We start from the raw sequence: 15,490 nt of genomic DNA on the forward strand, positions 1-15,490 counted from the left end.
ACGGATGACCACGCAGACCACAGTCGAGACGACGGAGCTCGAGCGCGGCCTCAGCAATCGCCACATCCAGCTGATCGCGATCGGCGGCGCGATCGGCACCGGTCTCTTCCTCGGTTCCGGCATCGGGATCCACGCTTCCGGACCGTCCATCCTCCTGGTCTACGTCGTCGTCGGACTGATGCTGTTCGTCATGATGCGGGCAATGGGCGAGCTGCTGCTCTCCAACCTCGGGTACCGCACCTTCCAGGACTTCGCCGCGGACTATCTCGGCGACTGGGCGCGGTTCTTCGTCGGGTGGACCTACTGGTTGTGCTTGCTGTCCATCGCGGCCGCCGACGTCGTGGGAATCCAGACATATGCGAGGTTCTGGTGGCCCGACCTGCCGGGCTGGGTCCCGATGACGATCGCTGTGATCTTTGTTCTCGCGCTCAACCTGGTCGCGGTGCGTGCATTCGGCGAGGCGGAGTTCTGGTTCGCGCTGATCAAGGTCATCACCATCCTTGTGTTGATCGTCGTCGGCGTCGTGCTGGTCGCGATCGGCTTCACCTCGCCGAACGGGGACCAGGCGAGCGTGACCCACCTGTGGGACGAGGGCGGGTTCTTCCCGAACGGGTTCGTGGGCTTCCTCGGCGGCTTCCAGATCGCGATCTTCGCGTTCGCGGGGATCGAACTGGTCGGTACCACCGCGGCCGAAGCGAAAGACCCGGAGAAGAATCTGCCCAGGGCGATCAACCAGGTGCCACTGCGCATCCTGTTCTTCTATGTTCTCGCGCTGGGCGTGATCGTCTGCGTGACGCCCTGGACCGAGGTGAACCCCTCCGAGAGTCCGTTCGTCGCCCTCTTCACCCTCGTGGGGTTCGCCGGCGCCGCCGGCATCATCAACGCCGTCGTGATCAGCTCGGCGACGTCCGCAGCCAACAGCGGCGTGTTCTCCTCGAGTCGGATGGTCTACGGGCTGGCGACGACCCACCAGGCCCCCGCGGTCTTCTCCCGACTCACTCGCACCGCGGTGCCCGGATTCGCGCTGGTGCTCTCGTGCATCGTCGTACTGGTGAGCGGTTCGCTCGGGATGATCTTCGACGACGCATTCCAGCTCATCACCACGGTGTCGTCCATCCTCTTCCTCTTCGTGTGGTCGGTCATCCTGGCCGCCTACCTCGTCTATCGCCGCCGCCGACCCGACCTCCACGCCTCCTCCGCCTACCGGCTCCGATGGGGCGTTCCGCTGTGCTGGGTGGTGCTGGCGTTCTTCGCGGCGATGATCGTGATCCTCGCCCTCTTCGAGAGCACGCGAGTGCCGCTGATGTGGACGCCACTGTGGTTCGTCATCCTGGGCGGCGTGTACCTCGTCGTCCGGCGCCGCGTCGCTCGACAGAACCGGGAGCAGTAACCCATGTGGACCCAGACGATCGACCCCACGGGGCAGCTCTGGCTCTCGGCGCTGGTGGCGGTCGTGCCGATCCTCGTCTTCCTGCTGTGCCTCGTGGTCCTCAAGCTCAAGGGGATCACGGCGGGCATCATCGCCGTCGTCCTGCAGGTGGTGATCGCCGCGTGGCCCTTCGGCATGCCCGCCGGCTCCATCGCCGGTGCGGGACTCCTCGGCGTTCTCACCGCGATCTGGCCGATCGCCTACATCATCGTCATGGCCGTGTGGCTGTACAAGCTCGCCGTCGCCTCCGGACGCTTCGACGTGATCCGAGCCAGCATCTCGGGGATCTCCCCCGACCAGCGCATCCAGGTGCTGCTGATCAGCTTCTCGTTCGGAGCGTTCCTCGAGGGTGCGGCGGGCTTCGGCGTGCCGATCGCCATCTGCGCGGCTCTTCTCGTGCAGTTGGGTTTCGGACCGGTGAAGGCCGCGATGCTGTCGCTCGTCGCCAACGTTGCCGCCGGTGCGTACGGTGCGATCGGGATCCCGGTCATCATCGGCGCGCAGGTCGGCGAGGTCGGGTTGTCGGGGTTGACGCTCGATATGGTGCTCGTGCTCCAGCTGCTGACCTTCTCCGTGCCCTTCATCCTCGTGATGATCCTCGATGGGTGGCGCGGGGTGCGTGAGACGTGGCCGGTGACGCTCGGGGTGAGTGCCGCCTACAGCGTCGTGCAAGCCGGCATCCTGATCTTCCTCGGACCCGAGCTCGCCGACATCGTGCCGGGTCTGTTCGGAATGGTCGTGATCTTCATGATCGGCCGCGTGTGGCAGCCGAAGCGCATCTATCGCGAGGATGGCGGCACCGTACCTGCCGCCGAGAAGCACGACTTCGGCGAGGTCGTCGTGGCCTGGAGCCCGTTCTACATCCTCACCGCGGTGATCTTCGTGTGGAGCATCCCGTGGTTCAAGTCGCTCTTCGCCGCCGGCGGGCCGCTCTCGTGGCTGGTGTTCAGCCTGCCGATCCCCGGGGTGACCGGAGTCGTGGTGCCCGCGGGTTCGGACACGGCCGTCGCCACGGCCTGGGCGTTCACCCCGGTCAACGCGACCGGAACGGCAATCCTGGTGGCCGTGCTGATCACGTTCTGGACGACCCCGCAGCTGCGTTCCCGTGATCTGTGGGCTCAGCTTGCGGCTACGGTGCGCGACCTCTGGCGGCCGGTGATCCTCATCGCGCTCATCCTGGTCGTCGCCAACATCGCGAACTTCTCGGGCGGCTCGGCGAGCATCGGTAACGCCCTCGCGGCCGTCGGCCTCCTCTTCCCGCTCTTCGCGCCGATTATTGGGTGGTTCGGGGTGTTCATCACCGGGTCAGTCGTGAACAACAACACCCTCTTCGCGCACCTGCAGTCGGTGACCGCTCAGCAGATCGGCGTCGACCCCACGCTGCTGGTGGCTGCGAACACGGCGGGCGGTACTGTCGCGAAAGTCGTCTCACCGCAGTCGATCGCGATCGCAGCGGGGGCGGTCGGACTGACCGGACGCGAGGGCGAGATCCTTCGTGCCTCCATCAAATACAGCCTCGGGATGCTCGTCTTCGTCTGCGTCTGGGTCTTCCTGCTCTCGCTCGTGATGCCCCACGGGAGCTGAGCCGTCAGGGAGCCGAGAGGCCGAGAACGGGGTAGAGGACCGCGAAGCCCTCGTCGAGCCCGCCGGTGATGGCGGAGACGAGGTGGTCGGCGCCAGGGACAACGTAGGAGGTCACGGACATCCCGGCCTTCTCGGCCGCCGCGGCGACGGTCTGGGAGGCGGCGATGAAACCCGGGTCCTCGCTTCCGGCGGTGAAGACCGCGGTCGTGTTCGCATACGCGCCCGGCGGAGCCGACGCCATGATGTTGATCGGCTTGGATGCGTCGAAGGCGGCCTGGTCGCCGCCGTAGATCGTCTCCAGCACGCCCGAGACATCCTCGGAACCGGGGAACTCCTCCCCCGACACATCGATGATGTTGGAGAACTCCCCGGGGTAGGCGGCTCCGTATTTGATAGCGCAGCCGCCTCCGTTGGAGTATCCGGCGATGACCCAGTAGCGGGGGTCGTCGATGATCCGCAGGTTCGCGCGCGCCCAGGCGGCGACGTCCTTCGTGATGTACGTCTCGGCCGCGCCGTACGCCGCGGAGTCCGCGCATGCGGGATCCTGGTCGCTTCCGGTACCGCCGATCTGATCGGCGACGATGACGATGGGGGCGAGACCGGCGTGGTCGGCGGCGTACTGGTCGAGCACGCCGGCGATGAACGAGACGTCCGGATTTCCGGGATAGCCCATCATCATGATCACCAGAGGAAGAGCCGGGGCATCGGATGCCAGCGCGGCGGGCGGCAGGTAGATCCCGGCGGGACGGGCGACGAACCCCGACTCCGTGCCGGGTATGTTCTCCGTCCCCTGCTTCCCGACCGTCGCCAGATCGTTCGGCGCCGTCCAGGTCGTGTAGATGGGCTGGTCGGGCGCGGCGGCGGCGCCACCCGAGCCGGGAACGTCGATGGGCGTGTCGACCACGACTCCCAGCAGAGAACCGAGCGTCGGGTTGAGTCCGTAGTAGGCGTTCACACCGACGACACCGCTCACGAGGAACCAGATGACCGCGACGCCGGCAATCACACGTCGCCAAGCGCGGGCCCGGGGGAAAGACACGATCGCCAGACCGACGGCCGCGAAGCATGCGACCGCCCAGAACGCCACGGCGAGGGGTAGATCAGTGCCGAAGGCCTCGACGGCATTCGCCACCAGGAAGAGGACGACTGCCGTAATCGCTCCTCCGACGAGACCGAGCGAGGCTCTCACCCACCACCCGTCACGCGCCGGACGGGCGAGGAGGGCGAGTGCAAGAACGACCGCGCCGCCGTACACCACCCACATGGCCGGTGAATCGATGATCGGCAGTCTCAGGAGTGCGTCCACCCGGTCTCTCCTCTGTGGTGGTCAGGCACCCGCGGGGTGCAGCCCGACGGGCAGGAACTGCCGCGGATGGTGAAATCCTCACACGAGCGAAAGTGGGAACGGTTCAGCACGCGGAGAAAAGACCGGGGCTGCTCATATCCTGAGAATCATGAGCGATTCGCAGAAGACCGATCGACCCGAGGTCGTGGATGAGCCGAACCGCTCCCTCCTCCCCCGCGTGGTCCGGGTCGTCTCTCGGACACCCGCCACGGTGTCGTTGGTGGTGCTGGTCCTGGGCGCCGGAGCCGCCTCGCAGGGCCTGTGGACGTCGGTGACATCCCAGGCGTGGTGGTCGACCGTCGCCTACGGCCTCCCATCGTTCCAGGACGGTCGATGGTGGACGCCGGTCACCGGCACCTTCTTCGTCGTCGACCCGTGGGCGTACGTGCCGACCGTGATCGCGTTCTTCTGGGTGGGCCTGCTCGAGTGGCAGCGGGGCACGAGGGTGGCACTGGCGTACTTCGTCGGTGGTCAGCTCTTCGCCGTTCTCGCGACCACGGCCTTCCTCGCTCTGGCAGGCATGCTGCCGTGGCCGTGGGCGATCACCCTCGCGGGCACGCTCGACGCCGGACCGTCCGGTGGCACGATGGCCTGCTTCGCGGCGTGCGTCGGTCTGTTCGCCTCTCCGTGGCGACAGCGGGCGTGGATCGTGGTGTTCGGCTACGTCGTGATCGGCGTGCTGTTCTTCGGCACGCTCGCCAATCTCGAGCACGCATTCGCCGCGATGCTCGTGTTGGCGATCGACCGCTCCTTCCGCATCCGACTGGCGAGCACGCGGGAACGACGGCTCCTCGCGTTCGCGATCAGTCTCGCGCTCGGCGTCGTGCAGCTGATCACCCTGGTCGTTCCCACGAACGGACCGTTCGGGCCGACGGCCGCCCTGGACGGATCATGGATCGAAGTCGGGATCGACGTGGTCGTCATCCTGCTCGTGTCGAACGGACTGCGTCTGGGACGACGATGGGCGTGGCTGCTCTCGGTCATCTGGGCGGGCCTGAACGTGCTCGTCGCCGGTCTCTACGTCGTGCTCGCGATCTATTACCCCGCCGATGCGCCCTTGGAGTGGGGCGACACGGATGTATCCATCGCGACATCGATGCTGTGGCTTCTCTTCTTGGCCTACCTCGTCGCCACGCGGAGCGCATTCGGCACGCGGAGGCGCCGGCAACTCGGGGTCGAACGGGGCTCGCGCTCACCCGAGCCCGCCACCGCCGCCGATGCTCGCGCACTCATCGAGACCGATGGCGGCGGAACCCTCTCGTGGATGTCGACCTGGGAGGGGATGGAGTACTTCCGCACGTCCGACGGACTCGTGCCGTACCAGAAGCATGCCGGCGTCGTCGTCGCGCTGGCGGATCCTCTGGGGCCGCGGGAGGCTGCGCAGACGAGCGTGGCGGAGTTCATTCACGCGGCGGAGCGCTCGGCCCTCATCCCCTGCTTCTTCAGTTCGAGCGAGGTCGTGCGCGACGTGCTCCCCGCGGGGTGGCGGTCGCTCGTCATCGCCGATGACACGATCGTCGATCTTCCGGGGCTGGCCTTCACGGGGAAGCCCTGGGCGCATGTCCGCGCCGCGCTGAACAAGGCCGACCGCGAGGGCATCACCTTCCGCATGACGACCCTCGCCGATGAGACGTGGGGTATCCGTCAGCAACTCCGTGCGATCTCCGAATCGTGGGTGGGAGAGAAGGGACTCCCCGAGATGCGTTTCACGCTCGGCACTCTGCAGGAGGCGGAGGCCCCCGAGGTGCGGCTCGCTCTGGCGATCTCCTCGCAGGGCGACGTCGACGGCTTCCTCAGCTGGTTGCCCGTCTACGGTCCTGAGGGCGAGCATCGAGGGTGGACGCTCGACCTCATGCGGCGTCGCGACGGCGGGTTCGCCGGAGTGATGGAGTTTCTGATCGGGTCGTCGGCCCGCGTGTTCGCCGAGGAGGGCGCTCAGATCCTTTCGCTGTCGGGCGCGCCGCTCGCGCATGAGGTCGGCGAAGACGAAGGTCGAATCGCGCACTTCCTCGGGCAGCTGAGCGGCATCCTCGAACCGGTATACGGGTTCCGGTCGCTGCATCGCTTCAAGCAGAAGTTCAACCCGCGTTACGAGCCGATCTACCTGCTCTACCGCGACGAGGGAGACCTCGCGCGCATCGGCCCCGCCCTCGTGAGGGCTTTCCTCCCTGACGCCACGCTGCGGCAGTACGCGGGCGCCGGCATCGACATGCTGCGCGGGAGCTGAGCCCTCAGTCGCGGGAGTCGTGACGCTGAGCGTCCTCGGGGACCCAGAGTGTCTGCTGATCACTCGGGCGGGCGATGGGGATGCGGGTACCCAGCACCTGCGACACCACATCCTGTGCGATCTTCGCCGACGAGAGACCGGCATCGTCGAGGATCTGTTCGCGAGTGGCGTGCGGTATGAACTCGTCGGGCAGGCCCAGCTCGTCGACGGCCGTATCGACCCCGGCCTCGCGGAGCACCTGACGTACGCGCGTCCCCACCCCGCCCACGCGGATGCCGTCTTCGATCGTGATAACGAGCCGGTGGCTGCGTGCGAGCTCGATGATCGACGGCTGGACCGGGATGACCCAGCGCGGGTCGACCACGGTGGCGCCGATGCCCTGCGCCTCGAGGCGCTCCGCCACTTCGGTGGCGAGGTGCACCATGGGTCCGATGCCGACGATGAGCACGTCGTGGGTCGCGGCGCGCGAGATCACATCGACGCCGTCGGCGAGTCTCTCGATGGCCGGAAGGTCGGCGGATGCCGATCCCTTCGGGTAGCGCACGACGGTCGGCGCGTCGGAAACGGCCACGGCCTCACGGAGCTCCTCGCTGAGGCGGGCGGCGTCGCGCGGTGCCGCGATACGGATGTTCGGCACGAGCTGGAGCATGGCGAGATCCCAGATGCCGTGGTGGCTCGGACCGTCCGGTCCAGTGACCCCCGCGCGATCGAGTACGAAGGTGACGCCTGCCCGGTGCAGCGCCACGTCCATCAGCACCTGGTCGAAGGCGCGGTTCATGAACGTGGCGTACATCGCGACGACGGGGTGCAGTCCGCCGAAGGCGAGACCGGCGGCCGATGCGACGGCGTGCTGCTCTGCGATACCGACGTCGTAGGTGCGTTCGGGGAACCTCTCGGCGAACAGCTGCAGCCCGGTCGGACGCAGCATCGCCGCGGTCACCGCGATGATGTCTTCTCGCTCCGCGCCGATCTCGACCAGCTCGCGCGCGAACACGTCGGTCCATCCGTCGCCGGTGGCGCTCGCGAGCGGCTCTCCGGTGATCGGATCGATCTTGCCGACCGCGTGGAACTGGTCGGCCTCGTCGCTGCGGGCCGGCGCGTACCCACGGCCCTTGTCGGTGATCGCGTGAACGATGACGGGCGCACCGTAGGACTTCGCCAGGGTCAGGGTCTCGAGCAGTGTCTCGAGATCGTGTCCGTCGACGGGGCCCAGGTATTTGATGTCGAGGTTCGAGTACAGCGCCTCGTTGTTCGTGAAACGCGAGAGAAAACCGTGCGTCGCGCCACGCACACCGCGGTACACCGCGCGCGTTGCCGGGCCGAGCGCTCGAAACAGCGAGTCGGAACTCCGGTGAAGAGTGCGGTAGGCGTCGGCGGTGCGCACGCGGTTGAGATAGCGGGCCATGCCGCCGATGGTCGGGGCGTAGGAGCGCCCGTTGTCGTTGACGACGATCACGAGGTTGCGATCGTTGTCGTCCGAGATGTTGTTGAGCGCCTCCCAGGTCATTCCACCCGTGAGTGCGCCGTCGCCGACCACGGCCACGACATGGCGATCGCGGCGTCCGGTGCGCGTGAGAGCGCGAGACACGCCGTCGGCCCAGCTGAGCGAACTCGACGCGTGAGAGGATTCCACGACGTCGTGAATGCTTTCGGAGCGCTGCGGATACCCGGCCAGTCCCCCACGCGAACGCAGGGCGGAGAAATCCTGACGTCCGGTCAGCAGTTTGTGCACGTAGGACTGATGTCCGGTGTCGAAGATGATCGGATCCTGGGGCGAGTCGAAGATCTTGTGGATCGCGATGGTGAGTTCGACCACGCCGAGGTTGGGCCCGAGGTGGCCGCCGGTACGGGAGACGTTCTGGACGAGGAACTCGCGCACCTCTCCGGCGAGCTGCTCGAGCTGAGGCAGGTCTAACGCATCGAGGTCACGCGGCCCCGTGATCGTCGGCAGAACAGCCATCGGACTCCTTTCGTCGTCGATCCTCAGGATCGACGGGCGACCAGCACACAGTCTAATCCGGGCATGGCTGGTCGCCAGTGAAGGCGCGTCCGGTTGACAGGCGGGGTGGAGCCCCCTCGCAGGTGCCACGAGAAGGGCCCCCGACCGAGGTCGAGGGCCCTTCTCGTGGCGGCGGGTCGGTCAGACCAGCGAGCGCAGCACGTACTGCAGGATGCCGCCGTTGCGGTAGTAGTCCGCTTCACCGGGGGTGTCGATGCGCACGGTGGCGTCGAACGTCACCGTCTCCTTGCCGTCGGCCGAGAACTCGCTCGGCGCCGCGGTCACCTTCACGGTCTTGGGCGTGACGCCCTCGTTCAGCTGCTTGAGACCCTCGATCGAGACGATCTCGGTGCCGTCGAGACCGAGCGACTCCCAGCTCTGTCCGGCCGGGAACTGCAGCGGGACGACGCCCATTCCGATGAGGTTCGAGCGGTGGATGCGCTCGAAGCTCTCGGTGATGACCGCCTTCACGCCCAGAAGGCTCGTGCCCTTGGCCGCCCAGTCGCGGGACGAGCCGGAGCCGTACTCTTTGCCGCCGAAGACGACGAGCGGCGTGCCCTGCTCGGCGTAGTGCTGGCAGGCGTCGTAGATGAACGACTGCGGACCGCCGGGCTGGGTGAAGTCGCGGGTGTAGCCGCCCTCGACGACCGCGCCGCCGTTGACAGCGCTGACCAGCTGGTTCTTCAGTCGGATGTTCGCGAACGTCCCGCGGATCATGATCTCGTGATTGCCGCGACGCGAGCCGTAGGAGTTGAAGTCCTTGCGGTCGACCCCGTGCTCGACGAGGTACTGACCGGCGGGGCTGTCGGCCTTGATGTTTCCGGCGGGGCTGATGTGGTCGGTCGTGACCGAGTCGCCGAGCGTCGCCATGACACGAGCGCCCGAGATGTCGCGGACCGGTGTCAGCTCCATCGTCATGCCCTCGAAGTACGGGGGCTTGCGGACGTAGGTCGATTCGTCGTTCCACTCGAACACGTCGCCGGTCGGCGTGGGCAGGTTCTTCCAGCGGTCGTCGCCCTCGAAGACGGTCGCATACTGACGGGTGAACATCTCCTCGTTGATCGACGAGTCGATCGTGGACTGCACCTCCGCAGCATCCGGCCAGATGTCCTTCAGGAAGACGTCGTTGCCGTCGGTGTCCTTGCCGAGCGCGTCGGTTTCGAAGTCGAAGTTCATCGAGCCCGCGAGCGAATACGCGATCACGAGCGGAGGGCTCGCGAGGTAGTTCATCTTCACGTCGGGGTTGATGCGACCCTCGAAGTTGCGGTTGCCCGAGAGCACCGCGGTGACGGCGAGGTCGTTCTCGTTGATCGCCGCGGAGACCTCTTCGATCAGCGGTCCCGAGTTTCCGATACACGTCGTGCAGCCGTAGCCGACGGTGTAAAAGCCGAGATCCTCGAGGTCCTGCGTGAGGCCGGCCTTCTCGTAGTAGTCGGTGACGACCTTCGAGCCCGGTGCCAGCGTGGTCTTGACCCAGGGCTTCGCTTTGAGGCCCTTCTTCACCGCGTTGCGGGCGAGAAGGCCGGCGGCGAGCATGACCGACGGGTTCGACGTGTTCGTGCAGGACGTGATCGCGGCGATCGTGACCGCGCCGTGGTCGAGCGTGAACGACTCACCGTCGGCCAGCGTCACCGGCGACGGCTTCGACGCCGACTTCGGTGCGTGACTGTGGTGGGTGTGCTGGTGGTCGTTGTGCTCGTCCTCGGGTGTGTTCGAGGGCGGGTCGGATGCCGGGAACGACTCGGATCCTTCGAGGTCGACCAGATCGTGGTCGACCTGGGCGTAGTTGGTCAGGTCGCTCTCGAACTGCTGCTTCGCGTTGGTCAGTTCGATGCGGTCCTGCGGACGCTTCGGACCCGCGATGGAGGGGACGACCGTCGACAGGTCGAGCTCCATGTACTCGCTGAACACCGGTTCGACGGAGGCGTCATGCCAGAGGTGCTGTTCCTTGGCGTAGGCCTCGACGAGCGCGAGCGACTGCTCGCTGCGACCGGTGAGCCGCAGGTAATCGATCGTCACGCTGTCGATCGGGAACATCGCGGCCGTCGAGCCGAACTCGGGGCTCATGTTGCCGATGGTGGCGCGGTTGGCCAGCGGCACGGAAGCGACGCCGTCGCCGTAGAACTCCACGAACTTTCCGACGACACCGTGCTTGCGCAGGAGGTCGGTGATCGTGAGCACCACGTCGGTCGCCGTGACACCGGTCGGAATGGCGCCGGTGAGCTTGAAGCCGACGACCTTGGGGATGAGCATCGAGACGGGCTGTCCGAGCATCGCGGCCTCGGCCTCGATACCGCCGACGCCCCACCCGAGCACGCCCAGGCCGTTGACCATCGTGGTGTGCGAGTCGGTGCCGACGCAGGTGTCGGGGTACGCACGGAGCACGCCGTCGAACGAGCGGTCGTAGATGACCTTCGCGAGGTGCTCGATGTTGACCTGGTGCACGATTCCGGTGCCCGGGGGGACGACCTTGAAGTCGTCGAACGCGGTCTGGCCCCAACGGAGGAACTGGTACCGCTCGCCGTTGCGCTCGTACTCGATCTCGACGTTGCGCTCGAGGGCGTTCTCACTGCCGAACAGGTCGGCGATGACGGAGTGGTCGATGACCATCTCGGCGGGCGAGAGCGGGTTGATCCGCGACGGGTCGCCGCCGAGGGCCGCCATCGCCTCGCGCATCGTGGCGAGGTCGACGATGCAGGGCACTCCGGTGAAGTCCTGCATCACGACGCGGGCGGGAGAGAACTGGATCTCCGTATCGGGCTCTGCCGCGGCATCCCAGGAGCCGAGCGCCTCGATCTGCTCCTTCGTCACGTTGGCGCCGTCTTCGGTGCGCAGGAGGTTCTCCAGCAGCACCTTGAGGCTGAACGGGAGCTTCTCGTAACCGGGGACGGTGTCGATGCGGAAGATCTCGTAGTCGGTGCTGCCGACTGTCAGGGTGCTCTTGGCACCGAAGCTGTCAACCGTGGACACGTGCGTCTCCTTCGTCGGCGGTGCGCGGGCGTTACCCGCACGAACCATCTTCTCCAGGTCGCTCACGACCGGCTAGCAAGGTGGACCTAACCGTGGAGCGTGGGGAATTTATCTTGATGTCGAGATAAATATATCAGGAACCCGTGGCGTGGGTCTTGACGTACAGAGCTCGCACGGCGAGGAGCGTGACGGCCACCAGAGGAGCGAACAACGGCAGCCCCATGGCGATCTTGAGGGTGCCCAGCAGGGCTACCGCGCTCTCGCGGTTGGCCGGATCGAGCGACGTGAGGTAGATCGGCAGCTGCACCGCCAGCCGGGCGAAGAACAACGCTGCCCACGCGAGTGTCAGCCAGAAGAAGGTGCGGCGCTTTCGGCGATCGTTCCGCCATGCCACGCCCTCGCCCATCAAGTACCCGGCAGCCAGTCCGATGATGGGCCAGCCGACGAGGGCCGAGACGAGCATCGCGAGACCGTACCCGGCGTTGGTGAGGAGCCCGGGTACGAAATTGTCTGACGGGTTGCCGGTGATGAGCGCGAGAACGGCGGCCGCACCGGCCGCAACCAGTCCGCCGATCGCGGCGGAGGGCGGCGATTTCTGCACGAGACGGATGATCGTGAAGACGACGGCGATGCCCACCGAGGCGATCAGGGCGGGGATCAGCTCCTGCGTGGTGGTGAACACCACGACGAACAGAAGACTGGGCAGGACGGACTCGAAAATGCCACGCCAACCGCCCATGGCCGACCAGACCGCCGCGCCGGTCGAGGTGTGCTTCGCGGGGTCGAGCCCGGCTCGACGCGCCGCTTCGCCCAGAGCCGAGCTCAGAGCCTCGGACGCGGAGGGCGGCTCGAGGCTCGTCGACTTCTTGTCGTCGTGCCCGGGCTCGTCGGTCACGGTGTGCCGGGGGTCGCGGGCATCCGCAGAGGGATGAGGTCGCGCGGCGGCATCGGGGCGCCCCCGCGCACGACCACGATCGAGCGGAAGAGGTCTTCGACCTGGGCAGCTGCCTGAACGTCGCTCGTTGCGGCACCGCCGATCACGCCGCGCAAGAACCACCGGGGCCCATCGACGCCCACGAACCGCGCCAGTCGCATGCCCGCACCGGCGCCGTCGGCCTGAACGGGAACCTCGGCGAGGAGCTCGGGTCCGAGGGGACCTTCGCGCTCCTCGACACGTCCGCCCTGCTGTCGCACCTGACCGCGGATCTGCTCGCGGGTCTCCTCCCAGAGGCCTGCGGTGCGCGGCGCTGCGAACGGCTGCACCTGCAAGGTGGAGTCCGCGTAGTCGAGTCCGACGGCGACGATGCGCTTGGTCTGCTCCTCGACCTCGAGGCGGAGGTTCAGCCCCTCGCGCGGGAGGATCTTGATCCCGCCGAGGTCGATGTAGGGCCGGACGGGGTTCGCCTCCGACTCGTCGAAAGGCCCGTCTACGCTCCGGTCGCCCAGAGGTGACTGATCGGGCGTCTCGCCCGTGGACACATCGCTCATGCCGTGCCTTCTTCCCGCGTCTGGTATCCGGTGGACCCGAAGCCGCCGCTCCCGCGGACGCTGTCGGGCAGTTCGTCGACCGGCACGAACGTCGCCCGGTGAACGGGCATGACGATGAGCTGCGCGATCCGGTCGCCGGGGGCGACGTCGTAGCGCTCGGTCGTGTCGGTGTTGAGGAGGGCGACCTTGATCTCGCCGCGGTAGCCGGCGTCGATCGTGCCGGGGGCGTTGACGATGGTGATGCCGTGCTTCGCCGCGAGACCGCTACGAGGAACGACGAAACCGACGTACCCGTCGGGGAGCGCGATGCTCACGCCCGTGGCGACGAGGGCGCGTTCACCGGGCGCCAACGACACCCTCTCCGCGGACGTCAGGTCGGCGCCGGCGTCGCCGGGATGTGCGTACACCGGAGGTTCGGCCGCGATAATGGGGACGTCCACGGTTTCGGTCACCCCACGAGGGTAATGCAGGCAAGAGGGTGCAGCATGCGTGAACGACCCGCTTATCGCGAACGGCTCAGCCCGTCGCTCTGGGTGCTGGTTGCCGCCGCCGTCTGCGCCCCGATGGCGGCTCTCGTGTTCGCCCCGATCGACACGACCCTGGCTCTCGTCGTGGGAGTGGTGGTCGGCGTGGCGATCGTCATCGCCTTCGTGCTGCTCTCCCCCGTGATCGAGATCGACGGAGACATGCTGCGCGCGGGCAAGGCGCACATCGACGTCGCCCTGCTGGGCGATCCGGTGCCGACGGAGGGCCTCGACGCCCGGGCTGCACGCGGGGCGGGACTCGACCCGCGTTCGTGGATGCTCATCCGCGGGGGGATCGACGGTGTCGTGACCATCCCCGTCACCGATCCCGACGATCCCACTCCCGTATGGGTCGTTTCTACTCGGACGCCCGACCGCCTCGCGGCCGGCGTCCGTCGTGCTCAGCTCAGGCAGCGCACTCCACGCAGATGAAGCCGGGGCCGTCTTCGTGGTCGATCTGCGAGCGGTGCTTCACGAGGAAGCAGTTCATGCACGTGAACTCATCTTCCTGAGGGGGCAGCACGACGACGTCGAGCTCGAGGTCGGAAAGGTCTGCGCCCGGGAGTTCGAAGCCGGAGGGGTTGTCGGAATCCTCGACATCCACCGACCCCGACATCTTGTCGGGCACGCGCTCCTTGAGGGCCTCGATCGACTCGCTGTCGTCCTCGGTCTTGCGCGGTGCGTCGTAATCGGTGGCCATGCGTGAACGTCTCTACTTCCGGTGATGCGGGATGTGTCGCCCGAACGGGCGGCCACAGTTTGCATGAACGGCGTCCGTTTCGCAAATGCGCTCGGATCAGCCTCAGGCGTTGCGATGAAACTCGCGGCGCGCCCCGGATATTCCCGGACTCGGGGGTCGTGCGTGCGACCATGGGCGCTAACCGCAGAACGAAGGGGTGTTTCCGCATGGAACAGCTCAAGGTCATCGGAACCGAGGACGACGTCCTCGTGCTCGCGACCGAATCGGGCGAGCGCTTCACGCTGCCCGTCGACGAAGTGCTGCGCGCCGAACTGCGCCGCACCCGACGCGATCGCGACGAGCGCGTTCCCCGCGCCAGTCCTCGCGAGATCCAGGCGCACATCCGCTCCGGGCTCTCCGCTCCGGAGGTGGCCACGCTCCTCGGGGCGCGGCTGGAAGACGTGGTGCGTTTCGAGCGCCCCGTCCTGGCCGAGCGTGAGCATGTCGTGGGCCAGGCTCTCGCTGTGCCCGTGCTGCTGGGCGGCGACCTCGAGCACGACGCCCCGGTGACCTTCGGCGCGGCCGTGAGGGCGAAGCTGGCCGAAGCCGGCGCGAGCAACGAGCGCTGGACGAGCTGGCGCGGACCGAACGGGTGGATCGTGAAGCTGGAGTTCACGGCCAACGAGGTCGACCACGACGCCCGATGGGGCTTCGAGCCCCGGCGGAGCTCGCTGTCCCCCCAGAACTCCGATGCGATCCAGCTGTCGCGTCAGGGTTCGCTGCCGGAGGGCCTCATCCCCCGTCTCCGCGCGCTCGATACCCCGCTTGCGAAGGACGACACACGGTTCGACAGCGGAGCCTTCGGCCCTCGTCGTCTCATCGAGCCCGAGGTCGACCTCGCGCCCGAGACTCCTTCGCACGCCACGCCCGCCGTGCAGGATGCTGCGATCAAGCGTGCTCCTGACGCTCCCGTGACGTCGTCCGAGACGGCCGACCTCCTCGAAGCGCTCCGTCGCCGTCGCGGGCAGCGCGAACCGCTGCCCGGAACCGATTCCGACACCGCACCGACCCGCACCGTGGCACCGGTCGCTCTCTTCGACGCGCTCGAACCGGGCTACGAGCAGTCTCCGCCCGAGCCGGCGCCTGAGCCCGAGCAGACGGATGCTGCGACCCGACGCAAGGGCCGCACCTCTATGCCGTCTTGGGACGAGATCGTCTTCGGCGCTCGTTCCGACGACGCGTAGC

12 protein-coding genes are annotated in these 15,490 nt (G+C 67.3%); 5 read left to right on the forward strand and 7 right to left on the reverse strand.

Annotation, left to right across the window (positions count from 1 at the left end; genetic code table 11):
* Positions 1-4 precede the first annotated feature (4 nt).
* Positions 5-1,390: an amino acid permease gene (locus ABTU82_RS00535; RefSeq protein ID WP_407170962.1), complete on the forward strand. Its 1,386-nt coding sequence runs from the start codon at positions 5-7 to the stop codon at positions 1,388-1,390.
* Positions 1,391-1,393: 3 nt separating this feature from the next.
* Complete coding sequence (locus tag ABTU82_RS00540) at positions 1,394-3,013, forward strand: L-lactate permease (protein ID WP_407170963.1); 1,620 nt, start codon at positions 1,394-1,396, stop codon at positions 3,011-3,013.
* A gap of 4 nt (positions 3,014-3,017) precedes the next feature.
* Here ABTU82_RS00540 and ABTU82_RS00545 read toward each other — a convergent pair whose 3' ends face one another.
* Positions 3,018-4,319: an alpha/beta hydrolase gene (locus ABTU82_RS00545; RefSeq protein WP_116646556.1), complete on the reverse strand. Its 1,302-nt coding sequence runs from the start codon at positions 4,317-4,319 to the stop codon at positions 3,018-3,020.
* 148 nt (positions 4,320-4,467) lie between these two features.
* On the opposite strand from ABTU82_RS00545, the gene ABTU82_RS00550 reads away from it, so the two are divergent.
* On the forward strand, positions 4,468-6,585 hold the full coding sequence (locus ABTU82_RS00550; RefSeq protein ID WP_407170965.1) for a bifunctional lysylphosphatidylglycerol flippase/synthetase MprF: 2,118 nt from the start codon (positions 4,468-4,470) through the stop codon (positions 6,583-6,585).
* A gap of 4 nt (positions 6,586-6,589) precedes the next feature.
* Here ABTU82_RS00550 and dxs read toward each other — a convergent pair whose 3' ends face one another.
* The 5 genes from dxs to dut all read right to left on the reverse strand — a co-directional run bounded on the left by dxs (position 6,590) and on the right by dut (position 13,494).
* Complete coding sequence (gene dxs / locus ABTU82_RS00555) at positions 6,590-8,545, reverse strand: 1-deoxy-D-xylulose-5-phosphate synthase (protein WP_407170967.1); 1,956 nt, start codon at positions 8,543-8,545, stop codon at positions 6,590-6,592.
* Positions 8,546-8,725: 180 nt separating this feature from the next.
* On the reverse strand, positions 8,726-11,554 hold the full coding sequence (gene acnA, locus ABTU82_RS00560) for an aconitate hydratase AcnA (RefSeq protein WP_407170969.1): 2,829 nt from the start codon (positions 11,552-11,554) through the stop codon (positions 8,726-8,728).
* Between the two features lie 133 nt (positions 11,555-11,687).
* Positions 11,688-12,449 carry a DUF3159 domain-containing protein gene (locus tag ABTU82_RS00565; RefSeq protein WP_407170970.1) on the reverse strand — a complete coding sequence of 254 codons (762 nt, stop codon included), beginning with the start codon at positions 12,447-12,449 and terminating at the stop codon, positions 11,688-11,690.
* Entirely contained in the window at positions 12,446-13,042 is a 597-nt protein-coding gene (locus ABTU82_RS00570) for a DUF3710 domain-containing protein (RefSeq protein WP_116646552.1), read from the reverse strand. The genes ABTU82_RS00565 and ABTU82_RS00570 overlap by 4 nt, the downstream gene beginning before the upstream one ends.
* Positions 13,039-13,494, reverse strand: a complete 456-nt coding sequence (dut, locus tag ABTU82_RS00575; protein ID WP_116646551.1) for a dUTP diphosphatase — start codon at positions 13,492-13,494, stop codon at positions 13,039-13,041. Before dut ends, ABTU82_RS00570 begins: the two co-directional genes overlap by 4 nt.
* 33 nt (positions 13,495-13,527) lie before the next feature.
* Between dut and ABTU82_RS00580 the strand changes: the two genes are divergently transcribed.
* A complete protein-coding gene (locus ABTU82_RS00580) occupies positions 13,528-13,998 on the forward strand; it encodes a DUF3093 domain-containing protein (RefSeq protein WP_407170974.1) in 471 nt (156 codons plus the stop codon).
* Here the strand turns inward: ABTU82_RS00580 and ABTU82_RS00585 are convergent.
* Entirely contained in the window at positions 13,973-14,266 is a 294-nt protein-coding gene (locus ABTU82_RS00585; protein ID WP_116646549.1) for a DUF4193 domain-containing protein, read from the reverse strand. The genes ABTU82_RS00580 and ABTU82_RS00585 overlap by 26 nt on opposite strands.
* Positions 14,267-14,472: 206 nt before the next feature.
* Here ABTU82_RS00585 and sepH point away from each other — a divergent pair, with 206 nt between their 5' ends.
* Positions 14,473-15,489, forward strand: a complete 1,017-nt coding sequence (sepH, locus tag ABTU82_RS00590; protein ID WP_407170977.1) for a septation protein SepH — start codon at positions 14,473-14,475, stop codon at positions 15,487-15,489.
* Position 15,490 lies beyond the last annotated feature (1 nt).

Origin of the sequence: Microbacterium deferens (assembly GCF_045517775.1) — a bacterium.
Taxonomy (GTDB): Bacteria; Actinomycetota; Actinomycetes; order Actinomycetales; family Microbacteriaceae; genus Microbacterium.